We start from the raw sequence: 22638 nt of genomic DNA, 5'->3' as shown, positions 1-22638 counted from the left end.
AGGCCTCAGCGTAGACCACGCCGGCAGGCGGCCTGCACCAGCATCAGCTGTGCCACCAGGATCAGCATCGCGCAGCCTGACAGCAACCACGGATCGATGTACCACTGCGTGTTGAAGCTGAAGTCGCCGGCGGAAATGCGCTTCCAGCCGTTGAAGTGCTGCATCGCCGCGACCACGAACGCGAACCCACCTGCGGTGTAGGACAACCAGGGCACGATGAGACCGCCCGGGCGCGCGAACAGCGTCAGCAGGCCCAGCACGCCGATGCCCGTGCGCTGCACGCGGCAGTACGGGCAGACATAAGCCATCCCGCTCCATTCCACCACCCAGGCCAGCAAGCTGACCAGCACCGCGGCGCCTGCTGCGATATAGAGCATTCTGGTCGGGATTGTCATGCTGCCATCGTGTGCCACGCAGCGCTCCTTCGTTCAAAGACCCAGCCAGGGTAGCAACGCGGCAGGGTCAATCCTTCTTGAATACCGTGCGCTTGCCGATCGGGCTGCTCTTGCGCGCCGTCGGCCGTGCCAGCCCGGGAATCAGGAAGTCGGTAACCTTGTGGCCCTTCTGCACCTTGGACGCCAGCCAGCGCGGCATGCGCCCACGGCCGGACCAGGTCAGTCGCTTGTACTCCGGGTCGCGGTACTTGGCCGCCACCTTGCCGGCCCTGCGCCGTGCGGGTTTGCGGCTGGGTGCGGCCGCTTCGATGGCCTCTGCGCCAAAGAGTTCTTCAAGGGTGTAGCCAGCTTCGGCCGCAGCGGCTTTCAGCATCCGCCGCACGGCGCTGGCCGGACGCCGGCTTGAAATGAGCTGTTTCCGCTGTTCAGCGGCAACCACCAAGGCGCTCAGCTCCCGAAGGCTGAGCGATTCAATATCGATCGTCATGCGGGAAAGGTCTACTGCCGCGCGGCGCCTGTCAAGGCGCCTTGCCTTCCGCGTAGACACGGGCTTCACTGCCGGTGGGCTCCGATCGCCTTCGTCTGCCATCCCCGAGGACATCCCTGTGAGCACCTCATCGCATTCGCTCGCCTACCTGCTTGCACGCCTCCTGCTGATGGCGCTGTTCCTGGTGTCCGGGCTGGGCAAGCTCGGCGATCTCAGCGGCACCCAGGGCTACATGGAAGCGATGGGCATGCCCGGCATCCTGTTGTGGCCGACCATCGCCTTCGAAATCGGCAGCGGCCTGTGCCTCCTGCTCGGCTTCCAGACCCGGCTGGTGTCGGTCTTACTGGCCGGCTTCAGCCTGGTCACCGCGTTCATCTTCCATCACAACTTCGCCGACCAGACCCAGCAGATCATGTTCCTGAAGAACCTGGGGCTGGCCGGTGGGTTCCTGCTGCTGGCCTGCACCGGGGCGGGGCGCTACAGCATTGATGGGCGTGGGCGGCGCGGGTAAGCCTCGATCCGTGGTGCGTACGCGCTAGCGGCGAAGTCCGGCCTCCGGCGCCAGCGTGTGGATCACCCTTCCCTGCGCATCCAGGAACTCGATGGCGCCGTAACCCTCGGCCGTGATGGTCAGGCGCAGGCGCGTGCGGTCGGCCGTGTCATTCAACGCGATGGCCGGCGTGCCGTCAGAGCCGACCACCAGGCCGATTCGGGTCGGTGCCTGCACGCCGGGAATCAGCTTGTTGCCCAGCGCAGGCTCGCGGATCAGCTTCGGCGCCTGGTTGATCGAAAAGCTCACCGCGCCGTCCGGCGATACCCGCCAGCCGATCGCATCCATCGCCGGGTGATCCAGCGCCAGCACCGCCATGCCACCGTCAACATCGGCAGTACCGAAACCACCACGCTCGCTGCCCGTGTCGTCATACAGCACCATGCCGGCCACGTTGAAGGCGCGCTTGTACTGCAGGCCATCGATGATCGGCGCCGGCGTCTTGCCGGACAGCGTCATGCGGATCACGCCCGTGTCATCGACGATATCGATACGCCGTGCAGTGATGCGCTCGTGGTCGGGTGTTTCCACGCGCGTCTGTGGTGCCCTGTCGACGATCAGGCGTTGCAGGGTTTCAACGGACGGGCGCTTGGGTGAGTCGGGTGGCTCTGCTGCAGCGGCAGGCAATGCCGCAAGAGCAGTCAGGACGACGAACGTGCAGGCAATGCGCTTCATGCGGGCTCCTTGTCGTACGGATCGGCGGATGTCGCATCTTGCCACCTTCTGCACAACCACCGTCTGCACAGGAGCCCATCGGGCGTATCCGCCGCGCGTCTCCTGGAGCGGATCGTACCCGGCCTCATGCTGCACTGATCGCTCCACCCATTCTGGATGTCCACTCCAATAGAACCTGGAATGCACCCGCTTTCGGCGTATCGCCATCGCGCTCGCTGGACGCGCCCGATGCTTGCATGCAGTCAATCACGCTTGGCAAACATCCAAGCGGACGGGGCCATTGTTGCCTCTGATTGCGTCAATCGCATCAATGGCCCCGATGCGCTAGTGCCGGCACATCCCGCCACCCACCACGGCCTGTATCGGCGGATTCGGCGGATTCGAGTACACGAACACGTGGCGCCAATCCTGCGGTTGAACCCAGTCTTTCATGTACGCATACAGGAAATGGCCCGTGATCAGCTTGGCATCTGCGCGCAGGTCACAATACATGGGCAGGCTGCTGCTGTTGACGATCACGCATCGCGCTTGAACGGGTGTGTAGGTGCAGCTCATGTTGACCTGGAACCACACTGGCCCGGGCTGGGCTCGGGTAGGAGTGACGAGCAACAGCAGCACGGCTACAGCAATCACTAAACGAAGCATAGATCCCCCTGGACTCTATTCGTTTGGAAAGGCTGGAACGCAATGTCGGGTTGCGGAAGTCCCGCGGGCAGATAATCGCGCACTTCAGCCGGGTACGGAATCCCTGAGTCACCTGCGCCGGTGCCCCCCAGCAGTTCCATCGAGAATGTCCGCGTGAACCTTGAGGCGGCCGGCCCTTCCCTTTAGCGCTCACCCTGCACCTGCCATGCCGGCTCAGGAGGCCCATCGACATCCACCGCGGGAGAGAGAAGGGCATCTTCCCGCCCAAGCACAAGGTTGGAGGCGTTGGATTCGCGCACCCAGGAGCGCTTCGCAGTGAACGCCCCAGGACGCAGGGGCAGCCCGCGACCAACGGCAACGGTAGCGGGGCGTGGACGCTCACCGAGCGGTCATCGGGCCGCGTCGGTTTGACGAAGGAGGCACTGCGGATGATCCAAAGTGCCTGATTCGATGGTGGGCCCACCAGGATTCGAACCTGGAACCAAGGGATTATGAGTCCCCTGCTCTAACCGTTGAGCTATAGGCCCGGCGCAGCCTCACAGTGTAGTGAGGCCGGCAAAGGGTTTCCACTGCGCGCCACTACTGCCCCAGGCGCTGCATCAACCGATCCAACGGCGCACGGTTGTGGTATTCACCGCGCAGGCGGCGTTCGCGCTCATCGCACTGTCCGTTGTCGGCCACTACCAGGTCGGTGCCGCGCAGCAGTACTCGCGTCGTGCAGCGCCCCTGATGCAGATGCAGCACGTCCTCATCCTCCTCTGGTGCAGCGCGACCCAGAACCCGCGGCGCCGCTCCCTCGTGGTTACCGGGCACGCTCAGCTCGAATGCGTCCCCCTTGGCTGCGATGTCGATGGCATTTCCGTCACTGCGCTCCCAATGGGCGACCCAGTCGGTCAGGCTGGTCTCGACGTAGCTGCTGGTTTTCATCACACGCGACTCCGGCGCCCAGCCCACCACCTCTTTGCTCGGCGAACGTGCTTTCACGCAGTAGTAGCTGTTCCAGCGGTCGCCGATCACCAGGCCGGTGCCCGGTTCCATCTCCTCGCCACTGCGGCACCCGTCCCGCTCCTCGTCCAGGCAGCCTTCTGCCTCGCCCAGCAGCAGCACCTGCCCGGCATCGACCACGCGGCCCACGGCATAGTCGAACTGGCTGCTGAAGAAACTCTCGGCATTGCATGCCGGTGGTTGTGGAGTATCCGCCCAGGCAACCAGCGGTGACAGCGAGAGCAGCAGGATCGGCAGTTTCATCGGCATTCCATTGACCAGTGCGAAAACAGGACACGCATCCTTTCCCGTCGCGCGCGACGCGGACGAACGCGGGCAAAAAAACAGACCCCGCTTGCGCGGGGTCTGTCGGGTGCTTCATATGCAGCGGATACCCGTCAATCGATATCCAGGAAGCTGCGCAGCTGCTCCGAGCGGCTCGGGTGACGCAGCTTGCGCAGGGCCTTCGCTTCGATCTGGCGGATGCGCTCGCGGGTCACGTCGAACTGCTTGCCGACCTCTTCCAGCGTGTGGTCGGTGTTCATGTCGATGCCGAAGCGCATGCGCAGCACCTTGGCTTCCCTCGGGGTGAGGCCGGCCAGCACGTCGCGCACGGTTTCAGACAGGTTGATGTTGGTGGTGTTCTCGATCGGGGACTCCACGTTGGTGTCCTCGATGAAGTCGCCCAGATGGGAATCCTCGTCGTCGCCGATCGGGGTTTCCATCGAGATCGGCTCCTTGGCGATCTTCATCACCTTGCGGATCTTGTCTTCCGGCATGTCCATTTCCTTGGCCAGCTCCTCCGGCGTAGCCTCGCGGCCGTACTGCTGGAGCATCTGGCGGGAAATGCGGTTCAACTTGTTGATCGTCTCGATCATGTGCACCGGAATACGGATGGTGCGCGCCTGGTCGGCGATCGAGCGGGTGATCGCCTGGCGGATCCACCAGGTGGCGTAGGTCGAGAACTTGTAACCGCGACGGTACTCGAACTTGTCCACGGCCTTCATCAGGCCAATGTTGCCTTCTTGGATCAGGTCGAGGAACTGCAGGCCGCGGTTGGTGTACTTCTTGGCGATCGAGATCACCAGGCGCAGGTTGGCCTCGACCATTTCCTTCTTGGCCTTGCGCGCCTTGGCTTCACCATAGGCCATGGCACGGCTGATTTCCTTCAGCTCTTCCAGGTCCAGCTGGGTCAGCTTCTCGATGTCGATCGTCGCCTGCTGTTCGGCGATGATCTGGTCCTTCACTTCGCGCAGGGCCGACGACCACTTCTGCTTGCGCTTCAGTGCGTCTTCCACCCACTCCAGGTTGGTCTGGTTGCCTTCCCAGGAACGGATGAAGTCCTTGCGCGGCATGCGGGCGGTAACGGTGGCCAGGTTCAGCACGCGGCGCTCATGGGCCTTGATCGACGCCATGGTGTCGCGCAGCTGCTTGGTCAGCACGTCGGTCAGCGGCAGCGGCAGCTTCAGAGTGACGAACACCGCCGACATCTCTTCGCGCAGGCGCGGCAGGTTCTTCTTGTCGCCCTTGGTCGCGGCCTTCCTGAAGGCGTTGAAGGCATCGCTCAGCGCCTGCATGCGCGCAGCGACTTCCTCCGGATCCGGACCGGTCGGCGCGGCTTCTTCATCGCCACCCTCGACATCATCGTCCTCGTCCTCATCGCCTTCGGCGTCGGCATCGCTGCTGTCATCGGCAGCGGCCGCCGGCGGCGCCGGCTCTTCGTCGACCAAGTCGTTGAAACCGACGATCACTTCGGCCAGGCGCTTCTTGCCTTCCTTGTGGGCTTCGTAGTCGGTCAGCAGCGACTCGACCGAGACCGGGAACTGGCCCAGGGCGGCCTGGACCTGCGAAAGGCCTTCCTCGATGCGCTTGGCGATGGCGATTTCGCCTTCGCGGGTCAGCAGCTCGACGGTGCCCATTTCGCGCATGTACATGCGCACCGGGTCGGTGGTACGGCCACCTTCGGTGTCGAGCGCGCTCAGCGCGGCGGCAGCTTCCTCGGCCGCGGTGTCATCGACTTCGCGGTTGCCGGTGTTGCCATCGTTGAGAAGCAGGGTTTCCACATCCGGCGCAACTTCATGGACATCGATGCCCATGCCGTTGATCATGCCGATGATGTCTTCGATCTGTTCCGGGTCGACCATGTCGTCCGGCAGATGGTCATTGACTTCGGCGTAGGTCAGGTAGCCCTGTTCCAGGCCCTTGCTGATCAGTTGCTTGATTTCGGATTGGGCAGGACGTTCGTTGGCCATGTAGTGCTCGCGCCACCGGCTAGGGAGAAATAGGGAACGTAGCATTATACCAGCCCGGGGCCCCGCCTGCCGGGCGGTGGTCCCGGCGGCCTAGGGCCTGAGAAGGAAGGTCACGGGACCGTCATTGACCAGGCTGACGACCATATGGGCACCAAATCGGCCCGTTTCCACCCCTGGCGCGTGATTTTCACGGCAGATCTCGACAAATTGATTGAACCCGCGTTCAGCCTCGTCCGGCGGCGCGGCGCTGGTGAAGCTCGGGCGCATGCCCGAACGGGTGTCGGCCGCCAGGGTGAACTGGCTGACCAGCAGCAGGCCGCCACCAGTGTCGCGCAGCGACCGGTTCATCTTCCCGGCCTCGTCGGCGAACACCCGGTAGCCCAGCAGGCGCTCGGCCATCCGCCGCAGCTGGGCCTCGGTGTCACCCGGCTCCATGCCGACCAGGGCCAGCAGGCCGGGGCCAATCTGGCCCACCGCCTCGTCATCGACATGGACGGCAGCCTGGCTGACACGCTGGATCAGGACGAGCATCGTAGGCTTCCAATGAACAGGGCCGGCCACGATAGCAGCGCCCTTGGCTAAACTGGCGCCGATGAATCCGCAACGCAAAGCCCGGCTGGTATACCGCGCCACCACCCTGTTCGCCCGCCTGCCCTGGCCGCTGCTGCGGGGGCTCGCGCGCGTCCTGGCGTGGACCTGGGTCCGTCTCAATGCCCGTGAAAGCCGCGTCACCCGGCGCAATCTCGAACTGATCTATCCGGAACTGGACGGCGCTGCACGCGACCGCCTGCACCGTGAACTGCTGCGCTCCACGGCGCTGCAGGCCATCGAGACCCTGCGCCTGTGGAGCCAGGAACCGGCCGACAACCTGCGCCTCCACCTGAAGCAGCGCCACGGCGAAGCCCTGTACGACGCGGCACTGGCCAGTGGCAAGGGCGTGATCGTGGCCGCCCCGCACTTCGGCAACTGGGAGCTGCTGAACCAGTGGCTGGCCTCGCGCGGTCAGATCGCCATCGTCTACAAGCCACCGGAGGACGAGGCCAGCGATGCCTTCCTGCAGTTGGTGCGGGGCGGCCAGAACGTGCAGCAGGTGCGCGCCGAAGGACCGGCCGTGCGCCAGCTGTTCAAGGTGCTCAAGGACGGCGGTGCCACCGGCATCCTGCCCGACCAGCAGCCCAAGGCCGGCGACGGCGTGTTCGTGCCGTTCTTCGGCGTGCAGGCGCTGACCATGACCCTGGTCAACCGGCTGGCCGAGCGCACCGGCGCTACCGTGCTGTATGGCTGGTGCGAGCGCATTGGGCCGGACATGGAATTCGCCCTGCATATCGAAGCGACCGACCCCGCCGTGGCCGACCCGGACCCGCAGGTGGCCGCCACCGCGCTCAACGCCGGCATCGAGCGCATCGCCCGCCGCGACCCGGCGCAGTACCAGTGGACCTACAAGCGCTATACGCTGCGGCCACCGGGCAGTGGCGAGGAAGACCCCTACGCGACCGAAGAGCATCCCCACTGACGGCCGCTCCACCCAGGTCCCCGGCCCCTGCGACCGGCGGCCGCACCACGTTGAATACGACGCCGGCGCCCCCATAGAGACTGCGATGTCCGCCTCCCCCGGTCCTGCCATGCCCGCTGCTTCTTCCCTGTTCGGCGACCCCGCCGCGATCCGCTGCGAACGCGCGGTGGCCGAACTGCGTGCCGGCCGCCCGGTGCTGCTCCACGATGGCCAGGGCCAGCGCCTGGCGGTGATCGCCCTGGACAGCGCCACCGCGAGCAGCTTCGCCGCCTTCGCCGGTGCCGCGCGCGAGCGCCACTACCTGTTCCTGACCGCCACCCGCGCCCGCGTGCTCGGCGTGGAGGCTCCGGAAGGCGCGCGCCTGCCGCTGGCCGGCATTGCCTTCGATGCCCTGCCCTCGCTGGGCTACCTGCGCGAGCCCGGCCCGATGCCGGACGGCTGGAGCGCCGGCGACGCCTTCGATGCCGGCGCAGTGGAACTGGCCCGCCTGGGCCTGCTGCTGCCGGCAATGGTGGCCGTGCGCCTGGATGCCGATGACCGCACCTTCGATGGTGCCGCCGAGGTGGCCCTGTGCGACCTCGCCGAAGGCGCCGCGCATGCCGCCCACGATTACGAACTGGTGGCGCGTTCGCCAGTGCCGCTGCGCGACGTCGGCATGACTACCTTCGCAGTGTTCCGTGGCGGCGTGGCCCAGCGCGACCAGGTCGCGATCATCGTCGGCGAACCGGATCTGTCGGCGGTGGTGCCGGTACGCGTGCACTCCTCGTGCCTGACCGGCGACCTGTTCGGTTCGCTCAAGTGCGACTGCGGCGACCAGCTGCGGCGCGGCCTGCGCAAGCTGAAGGAACTGGGCGGCGGCGTGCTGCTGTACCTGGACCAGGAAGGCCGCGGCACCGGCATCGCGGCCAAGATGCGCGCCTACGGCTACCAGCACGATGGCCTGGACACCATCGATGCCGATGCACAGCTGGGCTTCGGCGCCGACGAGCGCCGCTACGGCAGTGCGGTGGCGATGCTGCATGGCCTGGGCATTTCGCGCGTGGCCCTGCTCAGCAACAACCCGACCAAGGCACAGCGCCTGCGCAACGCTGGTATCGAGGTGCTGGACTGCATTCCGGTCACCGGCGAGATCACCGCCGAGAACGAGCATTACCTGCGCACCAAGGCTGATCGCGCAGGCCACATGCTGGACGTGGACGCGCTGATCCAGGCTGCGCAGTAACGCAGCCGACCTGCTACCGTCTGCGCGGTGCGGTTTCGGCCGCCATCGCCCGCCCTGCCACCTGACGGAGCCCGCGTGACCGACGTCCCCCTGCCTTCCCCACCCACCGATGCCTGGCAGTCGCTGCCACAACGCGCCGCCCGCCTCGCTGCACTGGAAGGTGCTTTCGGCGGCCTGTTCGTGCCGGGCCTGCCACTGGCTGCGGCCGCCTGGTTTCTAGATCTGCCCGGCGGCCTGTGGACGGCTGCTACCGGACTGTTGATCGGCATTGCCTTCGGTGCATGGCTGGGCCGCCGGCGCTTGACCCGCACCCGCTGGCGGTTGGATGCACAGGGCCTGGGCCTGCGCCGCGACCTGATGTGGCAGCTGGAAACGCGCATTCCCATTTCGCGCGTGCAGCACCTGGACCTGCGTCGTGGTCCGCTGGAACGCCGCGCCGGCCTGGCCACGCTGATCGTGCACACTGCCGGGACCCGCATGAGCGCAGTGACCGTAAGCGGCCTGGATGATGCCGACGCCGAGCGCCTGCGCGACACCCTGTCGCATCAGCTCGACCAGGACGCCGACGCCCTGTGAGCCAGCCACCGCCCCTGCCCGCGTCGCTGCCCAAGGGTGGCGAGGATCATCGCCTGCACCCGTGGTCATGGCTGTTCGTGCTGCTGATGCAGCTGCGCCACTACTTCCTGCCGCTGGTCGCGCTGCTGGTGTTCGGCCAGCGCGGCGACCGCGATCCGATGTGGGCACAGTTGATCCCGCTGTCGGCGATTGCCGCGCTGGTGCTGGTATCGGTGCTGCAGTACCTCAGCTACCGCTACCGCATCGGCAACGATGCGATCACCGTGCGCAGCGGGCTGCTGGCGCGCAACCGCCGCGAGATCCCGTTCGCCCGCATCCACAACGTGGAAGTGCGGCAGAACCCGTTGCACCGGCTGTTCGGCGTGGCCGAGCTGCGCCTGGAATCGGCCGGCGGCGTGCGCCCGGAAGCGGAGATGCGCGTACTGAAGCTGGACCAGGCGCTGGCGCTGGAACGATTGGTGCGCCAGCGTGGGCAGGCACCGCAGGCCGCTGACGTTGTCGCCGCCCCCTCCCTCACCGGGGCCGACGCCGAGCACGTGCTGCTGCGCCTGTCGAGCTGGGACGTGGTGCGCATGGGCCTGCTCTCCAACCGGGGTTGGGCACTGGCGATTGCCGCGTTCGGTGTGCTGTTCCAGACCGTGCCGCGGCCGGTGATGGACGCGGCCATCCAGCGTGGCGGCCAGGAAGCCTTCGGTTATGCCAGCCACCTGCATCCCGGCGTGGCCGGCGCCTTCCTGCTGCTGGCTGCCGCGTTGCTGCTGGGCTGGCTGGGCTTGCGAGTGCTTTCGGTGGTGCTGACCCTGTTGCGTTATCACGGCTTCACGCTCAGCGAGCAGGATCGCCGCCTGACCGTGTCGGCCGGCCTGCTCAGCCGCACCCGCAGCAGCGTGGCGCGTCGCCGCATCCAGGCCTGGACGCTGCGCGAAAGCACCCTGCATCGCTGGTTCGGCCTGCGCCAGCTGCGCATCGACAGTGCTGCAGGCGGCCCCTCGCGCGATGAGGACCGCGCCCTGCGCGAGCTGGCGCCGCTGGCAACCCAGGAGCGCTGCACGCAACTGGTGCAGCACCTGCTGCCACAGCTGCAGTGGCCTCCGAAGCAATGGCAGTCCATTCCGCAGCGTGGCTGGTGGCGGCTGTGCCTGGGTGCGCTGCTGCTGGTCCCCCTGCTGGCCGCAGCCGCCTACTGGCGCTGGGGATCATGGGGCCTGGTCGTGCTGGCCTGGCTGCCGGTGGCGCTGGTGGTGGCACATCGGCAGATGGCGCGCATGGGCTGGTATCTGGATGACCACTACGTGGCCGTGCGCGGCGGTTGGTGGAAGCGCTGGTGGCGCTGGGCCGAGCTGGACAAGGTGCAGGGCCTGCGCCTGCTGCGCTCGCCGCTGGACAAGCTGCTGGGAACCAGCAGCCTGCAGTTGGATACCGCCGGCGCGCATGGCGATGTGGCGTTGACCCTGCACTACCTGCCGCAGGCGCACGCGCAACATGTGATGGATCAACTGGCGGCGGCGCTGGCACGGCGCAAGCTGCGCTGGTGAGGGTGCACCGCGCATCCACGCATGGCGTGGATCTACTGTAGAACCGAGCCCATCAGCGCTGCGACGGGCCCCAGTACCCCAGGTCCTTGCGGATCTGCAGGTCGCGCACCCAGCTGCCGAATGGCTTGCGCCGCAGCGCGCCCATTTCACCGGACAGGAAATCCTCGGTAGCCGCAATCACCCGCTCACTGGAGCGACCATCGCGATACGGATGGATGGCGTCGGCGTAGCGCACGATCTCCGCCTGCAGCGCGGCGTCCGGATGCAGCGCACGCTGCAGCATCGCCGGCAGCTGCGCCGGGTCGTCAAAGTCGATCATGTGCGGCTTGGGCACGCGGTTGCGGAAGGTCACCACGGGCTTGTGCTGGACGATGAACTCCGAAACGATCGACGAGGTATCCGACACCAGCACGTCGGCGGCGCGTTGCGCGGCCATCACCTGTTCGGGCTCGATGAAGCGCGCATTGGCACCGGCCAGCGCGCGGTAGCGTTCGAACAACTCCGCTGGGCACTTCGGGTGCAGGGTCAGCAGCCAGTAGCGGTTGCCCTCGGCAATGTCGGCAGCAATCTGCGCAAGCAGGTGCGGGGCCGCGCTGAGCCGCTCGGTGAAGGTCGAACCAAACAGGATCACCGCACGGTCGCCGGCCGGCGCGCGCAGCGCGGCGCTCTCGCCGCCATCGTCGCGGAACAGCGGATCCAGCTTCGGCCAGCCGGTCTCGGCCACCGCGAAGTGGCCCTGCAGGGCGGCGATCTCGCGGAACGGCCCGGTGGTGGCCGGCCCCTGCGTGCAGTAGAGGTCGAACATGCCACGCACCCGGAAGTGGCCGCGCGCACTGTCCCGCTTCTCCACGTTGAAGCCATGGAACAGCTGCACCTTGGCGCCAGACAGGAAGGTCGGCACCCAGTTGGCGGCACTGAACACGGCACGCGGCCGCATTGCCAGGGCCTGTTTGAGGCCGATGGTGGGCACCCCGGGCAGGTGGCTGCCGGCGGCGCCGCCCTCGAACCAGGCTGCCACCTCCTGCCCGGAGGCGTGCAAGGCCTGCGCCAACGGGGCGAGAATAGGCAGCGCATAGCGCTCCGTCGCAAACAACAGGTACCCGGCCATCATGTCCTCCACGACCGCTCCCATCGAACGGCCTCGCATCTCGGCCTGCATTATCGCGTTCAACGAGGCCGGCCGCATCGGCGACTGCCTGGCCTCGCTGGCCTTCTGCGACGAGATCATCGTCGTGGACTCGTACTCCACCGATGCCACCGTGGCCATCGCCGAGGCCGCAGGCGCCCGTGTGCTGCAGCGCCCGTTCGATGGCTTCCGCAGCCAGAAGGCCTACTGCGTCGAGCAGGCCCGCCACGACTGGGTGCTGTGCCTGGACGCCGATGAGCGGATCAGCCCGGAACTGCGCGCGGCCATCGAGCAGGTCCGCGACGGCGGCTTCGCCGGCCATGCTGGCTACCGTTTCGCGCGCCTGTCGGAGTACTTCGGCAGATTCCTCCGCCATGGCAATGCCTACCCGGACCGGGTGATGCGCCTGTTCGACCGCCGCCGCGGTGGCTGGCGCGGCAAGCGCGAGATCCACGAGGCGGCCAGCGTCGACGGCAGTGTCGGTACGCTGCGCGGTGACCTGGTCCACTACCCGTACCGCTCGCTGCAGCAGCAGCTGGCCAAGACCGAGAAGTACGCGCGGATGATGGCCGAGCATGAGTTCGCGCGAGGCAAGCGGGCCACGCTGGGCAAGCTGGTGCTGGCGCCGGCCTGGCGGTTCTGGCGCGGCTTCGTGTTCCGCGGTGGTTTCCGCGACGGCTGGCACGGCCTGGTCTACGCCTACGTGCGCGCCAACTACGTGCGCCAGAAGACCATCATGCTGTGGATGCTGGGCAACGGCCAGGCCGTGGCCGACCCGCCGAACCCCTGATCGCCGGGCCCTGCCCGGCGCGCCGACGCATCACGTCCCGGTGACTGCCCGGTGGCGCGCGCCTTCGACGATCGCCAGGCCGGTCAACAGGCCGACCAGAGTCACGTAGAAGCTGGCCGTCATCTGGTGCGCGAACATCGACTGGGTCAGGCCGCACAGCGCGTAGGTGATCACCAGCATGACGCCGGCTGCGGCCGGCCCACGGAAGGTCGGCCGTCCGCTGCGGCGATGCAGGCGCACGAACAACCACAGCGGGATGCCGTACACCGCCAGCAGCAGAAGCAGGCCCGGTACGCCCTGGGTCGCCGCCCATTCGGCCACGTCGTTGTGTGCATGCCCCAGGTGGCAGCGCAACTCTTCCGGGTTCTCCCGGCAGACCGGCACGCGCTGCATCGCACTGTCGAAATGACCGATGCCAACACCTACCAGCGGGTGATCGAGGAAAGTCTCCCAGGCAACCTGCAGGCGCTCCACGCGGGCACCGGCGGAGGAATCACTGTCGCCCAGCTCCATCCGCTGCACGTCGCTGTGCAGCTCGCTCAGGCGGACCTGGTGGCGCAGCTCCGGTACCGACAGCAGCAACGTCGCACCGATCGCCAGCATGCCGGCCAGCACCGACAGGCGCGCCGCACCGGTGCGCCAGCGCAGGCTCAGCGCCAGCACCACCAGCAGCGCCAGCAAGGCGGCGAACACACCGCGGCTGCCGGTCAGCACGATGGTGCCGCAGCCGGCGGCCATGCCGAGGATCACCAGCGACCAGCGCCGCGACGGGCGGCAGAACACCAGCAGCACCATCAACACCATCACGATGTCGGCCAGCACGATGGCGTTGGTGAACAGCTCCGCGCGCGGGGCGCCACCCAGCACCTGCCACAGCGACATCGCGAAGGTGGCGAGCAGGCCGGTCAATGACCCATACCAGAGCCACCGCAGGTTGGGACGCAGCGCGCAGACCCACAGCGCGATCCATGGGATGACCACGAACCGCGAACGGTTGTCGACGTCACGCAGTCCCTGCTCGAACAGCACCACCGACAGCACGCCGAGCGCCAGCACCGCCAGCATCAGCCAGGCCAGTACCTTCACCGGCTGACCGGCCATGCCCCGCGCGCGCCACAGCAGCTCCGGCGCCAGCAGGGTGCTGAGCAGCAGCAGGAGACCATACGGCAACAGGTTGATCGGCACGGTCAGCACCAGTGCCGGCAGGCAGAACAGGCCCAGCTGGGCCAGCCCATGTGCTACCCCATGTCGCCCACCGACGGGAACGCCCAGCGGGTCGTCGGCCATGAGGTTCAGGTTGTCCGGTGAAGCTGGCACGTCGGGAAGTATCGCTGCAATCTGCTGGAAGAACGGGACGGACCAACGGGGCGTCCCAGCCTGCTGTTTTACTGCCTTTGGGCCCGCTTGGGCAGACTGGACAAGCGGAAATCGTGGTGGCTAGTCATGTTCCTGCAAACGCCGTCCACGTTCCCGCTCCTCCGCAGTGACCACGCAGGGCACCGTCACCGCCGCCGCCGGCACCAGCCACCAGCGCCGACGGTTGGCTACCCCGGCCAGTTCAGAGCGGTTGCGGTCGACGCACGACAGCATCGCGTACTCATGCACGAGCAGCCAACGGCGTCCCGGTGCCAGCCGCTGCCAGCGCGTGGCCGCCACCAGCTGCTCGTCCCAGTCAGTCTCGAATCCGAAGGTCGCTGCGGGACGGTCGGCCAGCAGCAGATGCTGTTCCTTCCAGGCCACCAGCCCCAGCTCGGCATCGGGGCCCAGACGTGTACCGACCGTGCGCATCAGGCCACGGGCGGAACTGGAATCGTTCAGCAGCGGGTAGCCGACCAGGCTGTACAGCACCCAGACCACCGCCAGGGTCGACACCAGCGCACGCTGCCGGCGACGACCACAGGCCAGCAGGCTCAATCCGCCCCACAGGCCCATCGCCAGGATCGTCCATGCCAGCGCGTCGACGGCCCCGGGCGCCAGCCCGCGGCTGTGGGTCAGGCGCAGCTCGAAGGCCGGGTCGCCCAGCAACGCCATCGCGCCGGCCACCGCCAGGCCAAGTGACAACAGGCCGGTGAACAGCCCCACCACGGCCTGCACGTCGCGCCGCTTCAGCAACCCCGGCAACAGCGGTGCCAGCGCCAGGCAGAACATCGGCAGCGCCGGCAGGATATAGACGTCGCGCTTGCCGGCGGGAATCGAGAAGAACAGCACCACCATCAGCCACCAGGCCAACGGCAGCAGATAGCGCGGGTCGTGGCGTTGCAGCCGGCGGCGCCAGGCCGGAATCGCCCAGGGCAGGGCCAGGAACGCCGGGATCCACATCAGCGGCATCGTTGCCAGGAAGTACCAGGCGGGCTGGTGGTGGTCCCAGGAATGGGTGTAGCGCCGCGCCGTCTGCTGTAACAGGATGTCGTCCATGTAGGCGCGGTACTCGTCCGAACCGGTGGCGAAGCCGGCCAGCAGCATCGGCGCCAGCCATAGCGACACCGCCAGCAGGAAGGCCAGCGGCGCCAGCCAGAAGCGCGCGTCGCGCGCGTGCAGGCCCACCCGTGGCCACTGCAGCGCCGCAGCGATTGCCGCGGGCACGATCATCAGCAGCGCCAGCATGCCCACGCCCTTGGTGATCACGCCGATGCCGGCGAAGAACCAGCCCAGCCACCACCAGCGCCAGGCGGGTCCCAGCAGCAGGTGGCGCAGCAGGCCGTAATTGGCCAGGGTGATGAACAGCAGCAGCAGTGGATCGATCTGCGCCTTCTTCGCCTGGAAGGTGAACTGCAGCGCGAACAGCAGCGCCCAGCCGGCATACAGCCCCACGCGCCGCGTCCACAGGCGTCGGCCCAGGTCGACCACGCACCACAGCGTGCCCAGCGCCGCCAGCAGCGACGGCAGCAGGAAGGCCACGCGCCACTGCCCGACCAGGCTGTACAGCGTGGCCTGCCACCACATCAGCATCGGCGGCTTGTCCGAATACAGCTCGGTCCCGCGATGCGGGAACAGCCAGTGGCCGCTGTCGATCATCTGCTTGGCCACCAGCGCGAAGCGTGGTTCGTCGGACGGCCACGGATCACGAAGGCCCAGCCCGGCGCCCAGCACCAGCAGGGCCATCACCACGAACAACCACGTCTCGCGCGACGCGCGGGATTTCAGCATGGGACTCGGAACGTCAGCGGGGGTCAGGCTGTTTTTAGCAGACGCGCGTAAAAGAAACCGTCAGCATCGCTGTCACCCGGCAGTCGCTGGCGCGCGATCCCCTCGCAGTCCAGGCCGAATGTGTCATCCAGCAGCTGTGCCTGCGCGTCCGGATGCCACTTCAGGAAGGCCCGCACCTGATCGACGTTCTCGGCGCGCAGGATCGAGCACGTGGCGTACAACAGCACGCCACCCGGGCGCAGCATCGACCAGCAGGCCTCCAGCAGGCGGGCCTGCACGCCGACCAGCGCATCGATATCCTCGGCGCGGCGGTGGAACATCACGTCCGGCTGGCGGCGGATCACGCCGGTGGCCGAACACGGAGCATCCAGCAGGATGGCGTCGAACAGGGTGCCATCCCACCAGGCACCGGGGTCGCTGGCATCGGCCACCAGAGTCTGCGCGCCCTCTCCCACACCGGTGCGGGTGTAGGTATCGCGGGCACGCGCCAGGCGCCGCGCATCGATATCCAGCGCCAGCAGGCGCAGGCTCGGGTCACGTTCCAGCAGGTGTGCCGACTTGCCACCGGGCGCCGCGCAAGCGTCCAGCACGCGGGCGGCGGACGCCGGTGCCAGCGCGTCCGCCGCACATTGCGCCGACAGGTCCTGCACCGACAGCGCACCGTCGGCGAACCCCGGCAGCTGGTTCACCGCGATGGGCGCTGCCAGGCGCAGCGCGTCGGCGCTCAGCGGGCTGGCTTCGGCGGCAATGCCGGCCTCGGCCAGCGTGGCCAGCGCCTTGTCACGCCCCCCCTGCTGGCGGTTGGCACGCAGCCACAACGGCGCCGGCTGCAGGCTGGCAGCGAAGATCGCCTCCGCCTGGGCCGGCCAGTCGCGCTCGATGGCATCGGCCAGCCACTCCGGGAAGGCATCGCGCGCAGGCTGTTCCGGGAAACCCTCACGCTGCGCACGGCGCAGGATCGCGTTGACCAGGCCGGCCTGGCGCTCACGGCCCAGCGCGCGGGCGGCGTCGACCGTGGCCGACAGTGCCGCATGCGCCGGCAGTTCCAGCACATCCAGCTGGGCGAAGCCCACCATCAACAGGGTGCGCAGGTCAGCGTCGCGCGCCGACAGCGGCTTCTGCATCCACGACTGCAAGGCGGCGTCATAGGTACTGCGGCGGCGCAGGACCGCAAAGCACAGCGCTTCCAGCAGGGCGCGATCGCGACTGTCGCCGAGCTTGGGCAGCGCCCAGGCCAGTTCCGCCTTCAGCGAGCGGCCACGGGTGAACACCTGCGCCAGCACGCGTGCGGCCAGCATGCGGGTGGCCGCGCCCGGCGCCGCCTTGGCGACGGAGAAATCATTCTGCTTCGACACCGCTCAAGCCCCCACGTGCAGGTCGCGGCGGGCATTGAGATAGTCGGCGGCAGTGATCGCCTTGCCACCTTCGCGCTGCAGCGTGCGCAGGCGCAGCGCGCCCTGGCCGCAGGCGATGTCGATGCCATCGCGGCTGGCCGCCAGCACCGTCCCCGGCGCCTGGCCATGGGCCAGGTCAAGGGCGACCGCACCGTGGATGCGCACGCGCTCGCCGGCCAGCGTCGCTTCGGCGATCGGCCACGGATTGAACGCGCGCACGGTGCGCGCCAGTGCATCGGCGTCCTGCGCCCAGTCCAGCCGGGCTTCGGCCTTGTCCAGCTTGTGCGCGTAGGTCACGCCCTGCTCCGGCTGCGGCCGCGCGATCGGCTTGATGCCGGCACGCAGCAGGCCCAGGCCATCGGACAGCACCTGCGCGCCCAGTTCGGCCAGCTTGTCATGCAGCTGGCCGCCGGTATCGGTAGCGGCGATCGGCAGCTCCTGGTGCAGCAGCACCGGACCGGTGTCGAGGCCGGCTTCCATCTGCATCAGGCACACACCGGTGGTTGCGTCGCCGGCCTGGATCGCACGCTGGATCGGCGCAGCACCGCGCCAGCGCGGCAGCAGCGAGGCATGCACGTTCCAGCAGCCATGGGTCGGAATGGTCAGCACCGCCTTGGGCAGGATCAGGCCATAGGCCACCACCACCATCAGGTCCGGCTGCAGATCGCGCAGCTGCTGCTGGGCAGCCTCGTCCTTCAGCGATTCGGGCTGGTAGACCGGAATGCCACGGGCCACCGCCTCGAGCTTGACCGGCGACGGCGCCCGGCCCCGGCCGCGCCCGGCCGGGCGATCAGGCGGGGTATAGACGGCCACGACCTCGTGGTGGCGCGCCGCGGCGCGCAGCGACGACACCGCGAATTCCGGCGTACCGGCAAAGACAATCCTCATGGCTACCCCACTTGCAGGATGGATTCGTGCAGGAAAGAAAACGGCGCCGTCGGCCGGCGCCGTACAGCCCGCGCGCGTCGCGCAGGCACGGGCCACCCGAAGGGCGGCCCGGATGGGCGATCACGCCACGTGCTTGCGCTGCTTGGCCAGCTTCTTCCGCACCATCTCGCGCTTGAGCGGCGACAGATAGTCGATGAACAGCTTGCCATCCAGGTGGTCCATCTCGTGCTGGATGCAGGTGGCCAGCACTTCACCAGCCTCCAGCTGCTGTTCCTGGCCGTTGCGGTCCAGGTACTTCACGGTGATGGTGTCGGCGCGGGTCACGTCGGCGAAGATGCCCGGAACCGACAGGCAGCCCTCCTGGTACACCCGGCCCCCGTCCTTGGCGACGATTTCCGGGTTGATGAACACAAGCGGTTCATTCTTCTCTTCGCTGACATCGATGACCATGAAGCGCTTGTGCACGTCCACCTGGGTGGCGGCCAGGCCGATGCCCGGCGCGTCGTACATGGTCAGGAACATGTTGTCGATCAGCTCCTGGAAGGCCGGCGTGGTGACTTCGGCGGCTTCGATCAACGCAGCCTTGGTACGCAGGCGCGGATCGGGGAACTCGAGAATGGGGAGAAGGGCCATGGCTGTTTCCGGATAGGGGGCCGGCACGCCGGCATACGTCGCAGATTCTAGCTCCAACGCTTGCCTTGCGCCCCGGTTTCTGGACTATAGTGCGCGGACCTGTTGGGGAATCAGGGCTTCACACCTATGTTGCTTCGTTTTCGTACGGTCGTCGCCGCGGCGATGCTGACCGTGGCTGCCTATGCTACCGCCGTGGAAGTGAATGGCGGGCACCCGGACACCTATGTGGTCCGAAAAGGGGATACGTTGTGGGATATCGCCGCACGTTTCCTGCAGAAGCCTTGGCTGTGGCCGGAGATCTGGCAAGCCAATCCGCAGATTGCCAACCCGCACCTGATCTATCCAGGTGACGTGCTGAGCCTGGCCTACCTGGACCGGGTGACCGTGTCCCAGGCCGGTCCGCGCCAGGAGGCCCCGATCGACGCCATTCCGCTGGCCCAGGTCGAGCCGTTCCTGAAGCAGCTGAGCGTTGTCGACAGCGTCAAGCAGCTGCCCTACGTGGTCGGCCTGGAGGACAACCGCCTGCGCGCGTCCGGCGGTGACACCGTCTACGTACGCCTGGCCGATGCCCAGGTGGGCCAGCGCTGGGCCGTGGTACGCCCGACCGTGCGGTACGCCCAGCCCAAGCCGACCGAGGACCTGACCGCCAATGGCGACGTCACCCCCGGCAGCGGAAACCTCTGGAAGGCCTACAACGCGCCCAACGCGCGCCGTGGCGTGCTGGGCTACGAGCTGGCCCAGGTCGCCACCGGCACCATCACCCAGATCGGCGGCGGCAAGGTCGAGGCCTCCACGCTGGTGCTGGACAAGAACGTCGGCGGCCGCGAAGTGCGCGCCGGCGACCGCCTGGTACCGGTCGAGGCCAGGCCGTACGACCTGCAGTTCATGCCCCACGTGCCCGCCGCGGGTGTCGAAGGCGTGGACGTGCGCGTGCTGGCGGTCACCGACATGTTCACCGCCGGTGGCCCGCGCGATGTGATCGCGATCTCGGCCGGCCGTGCCCAGGGCGTGGACAACGGCACCGTGTTCTCGCTGTGGCGCCCGGGCCGTCATGTGGCGCACCGCATGAAGTACCCGACCTCCTCGCGCATGGACGACTCGCTCAGCACCGGTGCGGGCCGGGTCTCGCTGCCGGACGAGTATGCCGCGCATGCGATGGTGTTCCGCACCTTCGACAACGTCAGCTACGCGCTGGTGATGCAGGGCGTGAAGCCGGTGCAGGTGGGCTACAACGCGCTGCACCCGGACGCGAAGTAACGGTTGCCGGGCTGCCCCGGCCACCGCAGGGAGTGCCGGCCGCTGGCCGGCAGGCACCTCCGGCAAAACCTGACAACCACATGCGAAGGCGCCCTAGGGCGCCTTCGTTGCATGCGGTCGATAGTGGGGAATGACCACGCATGCACATGAGGCGCTGCTGCGCCTGCTGATGGCGGGAGGCGCACTGGCGCCCCGACGGGCCCTGCTGCAGGCCGCAGGCGGTGCGCAAGCCGCCATCGCGCAAGGCACCGCGAACTGGCGCGCGCACGGTTGCACGCCGGAGCAGTGCGCCGCGCTGGAACGCCCCGATACCCGGGCCTGGGCAGCCGCCTGGCGCTGGCTGGAGCAGGACAACCATCACCTGCTGCCCTGCATCGACCCGGCCTTTCCGCCATCGCTGCTGGAGGTGCCCAATCCGCCGCTGGCCCTGTTCGTGGCCGGTGACCCCAGCCTGGCCTGGCGCCCATCGGTTGCGCTGGTGGGCAGTCGCTCCCCCACCCCGGGTGGTCGGGCACTGGCCGCACGTTTTGCCGGCTGCTTCGTCGAAGCGGGCCTGGCGGTGACCAGTGGCCTGGCCGCAGGCATCGATGCGGCCGCGCACCAGGCCACGCTGGAGGCCGGCGGCTGCACCGTGGCGGTGATCGGTACCGGCCCTGACCGGGCCTATCCGGACAACCACGCCCGGCTGCAGGCACGGATCGCCGCCGAAGGCGTAGTGCTCAGTGAGTATCTGCCGGGCACGGCTGCCCGCCCCGGCCACTTCCCTGCGCGCAACCGGCTGGTGGCCGGGCTGGCGCTGGCCACCGTGGTGGTCGAGGCCGCCCAGCGTTCGGGCGCGCTGATCACTGCGCGCCTGGCCGCCGAGGCAGGCCGGGAGGTCTGTGCCCTGCCCGGATCGGTGCTCAACCCGCGCGCGGCCGGCTGCCACCGGCTGATCCGTGAGGGCGCGGCGCTGGTCGAGCGCCCCGAGGAAGTACTGGAACTGCTCGCCCCCGCCCTCCGCCAGCAACTGCCGGGCTTGCAATCACGGCTGGCCACCCCCACTGAACAGGCACCGCCGGCACTCCTGCCGGCGCGCTGGGCCGACGACCCTGACTACCAGCGCTTGTGGCGGGCCCTGGACCACAACCCAAGCGGTATGGATTCACTGATCACGCGCTGTGGATTGACGGCGTCACAGGTGTCCTCCATGCTGCTGGCCATGGAACTGGCGGGAATCGTGGTGTGCGTACACGGCCGCTACTGTCGAACTCCCTAGTTTCTTCACCTCCACAGCGTCGCGCGACGCAGGCCGAGGGGCAATGAAAGAGAGCATCCTGGACGTACTGTTGTACCTGTTTGAACACTATTTCAGCGAAGATGCGGACCTGATCCGTGACCGCGATTCGCTCCAGAACGGTCTGATCCAGGCCGGTTTCAGTCCCACCGAGATCAACAAGGCGTTCGACTGGCTCGATGCCCTGGCCGCGCAGCGGCCGAGCGTGGCCCAGGCGCGGGTCGATGGCCCCGTGCGCATCTACCATGGCCCCGAGCTGGACAAGCTGGACGTGGAATGCCGCGGCTTCCTGCTCTACCTGGAACAGCACGGCATCCTCGACGCCGACCAGCGCGAGCTGGTGCTGGACCGCGCGATGGCCCTGGACCAGGACGAACTGGACCTGGACGACCTGAAGTGGGTCGTGCTGATGGTGCTGTTCAACCAGCCCGGCTCTGAAGCGGCCTATGCCTGGATGGAGACGCAGATGTTCATGGACGAGCCAGAACCCCTGCACTGACCGTACACTTGGGGGCATAGCGCATTCAGGAGCGTCCCCGTGAGCGAGTGGTTCCATGCAGAAGGCAACCGGCAGCAAGGCCCGCTGCCGGCGGAACGGTTGGTCGAGTTGTTCCGCAGCAACCAGATCTCCCTGGACACCCTGGTCTGGCGCGACGGCCTGCCGCAATGGCAACCGTTGCGCACCGTCGTCGATGAGCTGGGCCTGATCGTACCGGCGCTGGACGCCGCCGCGCCGGCCGTGGAACCCGAGCCCGAGCCCGAACCACTGCCGCCGCAGCCACCCGTACTGCCGCCATCCACGCCCTATGCCACCCAGACCCCGGCCGGGATCCTGCCGCCGCCGAAGAAGAAGCTCTCCGGCTGCGCCCTGACCGCGATCATCGTCGGTGGCCTGCTGCTGGTGCTGGTACCGATCGTGGCCATCCTCGCGGCGATCGCCCTGCCTGCCTACAGCGACTACACCGTGCGTGCCAAGGTCGCCGCCGCGGTCAATGCCCTGCAGCCGCTGAAACAGCAGGTGCAGCACTTCGCCGACGACGAAGGCCGCTGCCCCGGTGCCAACGATGCCGGCTTCCCGGCCCCGGGTGACTTCACCCAGGCCGGCCTGTCGGCGGTGAACATCGGTCGCTTCAACAACGGCCACTGTGGCATCGAAGCCACGCTGGCCGTGCCCGGCAAGAGCCTCGATGGCGACCTGCTGTGGCTGGAATATGATCGCGACAGCGGCCGCTGGGAATGCAGCGGTGAAAGCGACGACAAGTACCTGCCGCCGTCGTGCCGCGGCTGAGCCAC

At 67.8% G+C, this 22638-nt stretch carries 23 protein-coding genes and 1 tRNA gene; 10 read left to right on the top strand and 14 right to left on the bottom strand.

What is annotated here, in order from left to right; all coding sequences use genetic code 11:
- Positions 1-5: 5 nt before the first annotated feature.
- Entirely contained in the window at positions 6-413 is a 408-nt protein-coding gene (locus V3B30_RS17835) for a hypothetical protein (RefSeq protein WP_100474019.1), read from the bottom strand.
- 49 nt (positions 414-462) lie between these two features.
- Positions 463-882, bottom strand: coding sequence for an H-NS histone family protein (locus V3B30_RS17830; RefSeq protein WP_262083523.1), 420 nt, complete (start codon positions 880-882; stop codon positions 463-465).
- A gap of 118 nt (positions 883-1000) precedes the next feature.
- On the opposite strand from V3B30_RS17830, the gene V3B30_RS17825 reads away from it, so the two are divergent.
- Positions 1001-1393 (top strand): DoxX family protein, encoded by a 393-nt coding sequence (locus V3B30_RS17825; protein ID WP_262083524.1) that lies wholly within the window; start codon positions 1001-1003, stop codon positions 1391-1393.
- A gap of 24 nt (positions 1394-1417) precedes the next feature.
- Here V3B30_RS17825 and V3B30_RS17820 read toward each other — a convergent pair whose 3' ends face one another.
- The 6 genes from V3B30_RS17820 to dtd all read right to left on the bottom strand — a co-directional run bounded on the left by V3B30_RS17820 (position 1418) and on the right by dtd (position 6519).
- Positions 1418-2107 (bottom strand): hypothetical protein, encoded by a 690-nt coding sequence (locus tag V3B30_RS17820; protein ID WP_262083525.1) that lies wholly within the window; start codon positions 2105-2107, stop codon positions 1418-1420.
- Positions 2108-2431: 324 nt separating this feature from the next.
- Positions 2432-2725 (bottom strand): hypothetical protein, encoded by a 294-nt coding sequence (locus V3B30_RS17815; protein WP_262083526.1) that lies wholly within the window; start codon positions 2723-2725, stop codon positions 2432-2434.
- A gap of 478 nt (positions 2726-3203) precedes the next feature.
- A tRNA-Ile gene (locus V3B30_RS17810) sits at positions 3204-3279 on the bottom strand.
- Between the two features lie 52 nt (positions 3280-3331).
- On the bottom strand, positions 3332-4000 hold the full coding sequence (locus V3B30_RS17805; RefSeq protein WP_262083527.1) for a hypothetical protein: 669 nt from the start codon (positions 3998-4000) through the stop codon (positions 3332-3334).
- 134 nt (positions 4001-4134) lie between these two features.
- A complete protein-coding gene (gene rpoD, locus V3B30_RS17800) occupies positions 4135-5988 on the bottom strand; it encodes an RNA polymerase sigma factor RpoD (protein ID WP_100474042.1) in 1854 nt (617 codons plus the stop codon).
- A gap of 90 nt (positions 5989-6078) precedes the next feature.
- The gene (gene dtd, locus V3B30_RS17795; protein ID WP_262083528.1) at positions 6079-6519 is read right to left on the bottom strand and encodes a D-aminoacyl-tRNA deacylase; all 441 of its coding nucleotides are present in this window, start codon (positions 6517-6519) and stop codon (positions 6079-6081) included.
- Positions 6520-6580: 61 nt separating this feature from the next.
- On the opposite strand from dtd, the gene V3B30_RS17790 reads away from it, so the two are divergent.
- The 4 genes from V3B30_RS17790 to V3B30_RS17775 all read left to right on the top strand — a co-directional run bounded on the left by V3B30_RS17790 (position 6581) and on the right by V3B30_RS17775 (position 10834).
- Positions 6581-7501, top strand: coding sequence for a lauroyl acyltransferase (locus tag V3B30_RS17790; protein WP_100474043.1), 921 nt, complete (start codon positions 6581-6583; stop codon positions 7499-7501).
- Positions 7502-7586: 85 nt separating this feature from the next.
- Positions 7587-8723, top strand: coding sequence for a GTP cyclohydrolase II RibA (gene ribA, locus V3B30_RS17785; protein WP_100474044.1), 1137 nt, complete (start codon positions 7587-7589; stop codon positions 8721-8723).
- Between the two features lie 75 nt (positions 8724-8798).
- Positions 8799-9299, top strand: a complete 501-nt coding sequence (locus V3B30_RS17780) for a PH domain-containing protein (RefSeq protein WP_100474045.1) — start codon at positions 8799-8801, stop codon at positions 9297-9299.
- Entirely contained in the window at positions 9296-10834 is a 1539-nt protein-coding gene (locus V3B30_RS17775; protein WP_262083529.1) for a PH domain-containing protein, read from the top strand. The genes V3B30_RS17780 and V3B30_RS17775 overlap by 4 nt, the downstream gene beginning before the upstream one ends.
- Before the next feature lie 52 nt (positions 10835-10886).
- On the opposite strand, the gene V3B30_RS17770 is transcribed toward V3B30_RS17775, so the two are convergent.
- Positions 10887-11945, bottom strand: coding sequence for a CDP-glycerol glycerophosphotransferase family protein (locus tag V3B30_RS17770; protein ID WP_100474047.1), 1059 nt, complete (start codon positions 11943-11945; stop codon positions 10887-10889).
- Here V3B30_RS17770 and V3B30_RS17765 point away from each other — a divergent pair.
- The gene (locus V3B30_RS17765; RefSeq protein ID WP_100474048.1) at positions 11944-12750 is read left to right on the top strand and encodes a glycosyltransferase family 2 protein; all 807 of its coding nucleotides are present in this window, start codon (positions 11944-11946) and stop codon (positions 12748-12750) included. The genes V3B30_RS17770 and V3B30_RS17765 overlap by 2 nt on opposite strands.
- Before the next feature lie 30 nt (positions 12751-12780).
- Here V3B30_RS17765 and V3B30_RS17760 read toward each other — a convergent pair whose 3' ends face one another.
- The 5 genes from V3B30_RS17760 to def all read right to left on the bottom strand — a co-directional run bounded on the left by V3B30_RS17760 (position 12781) and on the right by def (position 18812).
- Positions 12781-14037: an O-antigen ligase gene (locus tag V3B30_RS17760; protein ID WP_100474049.1), complete on the bottom strand. Its 1257-nt coding sequence runs from the start codon at positions 14035-14037 to the stop codon at positions 12781-12783.
- A gap of 150 nt (positions 14038-14187) precedes the next feature.
- Positions 14188-15897, bottom strand: coding sequence for a glycosyltransferase family 39 protein (locus V3B30_RS17755; protein ID WP_262083530.1), 1710 nt, complete (start codon positions 15895-15897; stop codon positions 14188-14190).
- A 23-nt stretch (positions 15898-15920) separates the two neighbouring features.
- Complete coding sequence (gene rsmB, locus V3B30_RS17750) at positions 15921-17252, bottom strand: 16S rRNA (cytosine(967)-C(5))-methyltransferase RsmB (protein ID WP_262083531.1); 1332 nt, start codon at positions 17250-17252, stop codon at positions 15921-15923.
- A 3-nt stretch (positions 17253-17255) separates the two neighbouring features.
- Positions 17256-18179 carry a methionyl-tRNA formyltransferase gene (gene fmt, locus V3B30_RS17745; RefSeq protein WP_329809761.1) on the bottom strand — a complete coding sequence of 308 codons (924 nt, stop codon included), beginning with the start codon at positions 18177-18179 and terminating at the stop codon, positions 17256-17258.
- A 120-nt stretch (positions 18180-18299) separates the two neighbouring features.
- Positions 18300-18812 (bottom strand): peptide deformylase, encoded by a 513-nt coding sequence (gene def, locus V3B30_RS17740; protein WP_262083533.1) that lies wholly within the window; start codon positions 18810-18812, stop codon positions 18300-18302.
- A 126-nt stretch (positions 18813-18938) separates the two neighbouring features.
- On the opposite strand from def, the gene V3B30_RS17735 reads away from it, so the two are divergent.
- The 4 genes from V3B30_RS17735 to V3B30_RS17720 all read left to right on the top strand — a co-directional run bounded on the left by V3B30_RS17735 (position 18939) and on the right by V3B30_RS17720 (position 22633).
- Entirely contained in the window at positions 18939-20069 is a 1131-nt protein-coding gene (locus V3B30_RS17735; protein ID WP_262083534.1) for a LysM peptidoglycan-binding domain-containing protein, read from the top strand.
- 130 nt (positions 20070-20199) lie between these two features.
- Positions 20200-21327 (top strand): DNA-processing protein DprA, encoded by a 1128-nt coding sequence (gene dprA, locus V3B30_RS17730; RefSeq protein ID WP_262083535.1) that lies wholly within the window; start codon positions 20200-20202, stop codon positions 21325-21327.
- 43 nt (positions 21328-21370) lie between these two features.
- Positions 21371-21844 (top strand): DUF494 family protein, encoded by a 474-nt coding sequence (locus V3B30_RS17725; RefSeq protein WP_005419622.1) that lies wholly within the window; start codon positions 21371-21373, stop codon positions 21842-21844.
- 39 nt (positions 21845-21883) lie between these two features.
- On the top strand, positions 21884-22633 hold the full coding sequence (locus tag V3B30_RS17720; RefSeq protein ID WP_100474055.1) for a pilin: 750 nt from the start codon (positions 21884-21886) through the stop codon (positions 22631-22633).
- Positions 22634-22638 lie beyond the last annotated feature (5 nt).

It is taken from the genome of Stenotrophomonas sp. SMYL41, from assembly GCF_036319965.1.
GTDB classification, from domain to species: domain Bacteria; phylum Pseudomonadota; class Gammaproteobacteria; order Xanthomonadales; family Xanthomonadaceae; genus Stenotrophomonas; species Stenotrophomonas maltophilia_R.
This window is presented reverse-complemented; position numbering and strand designations above follow the sequence as displayed.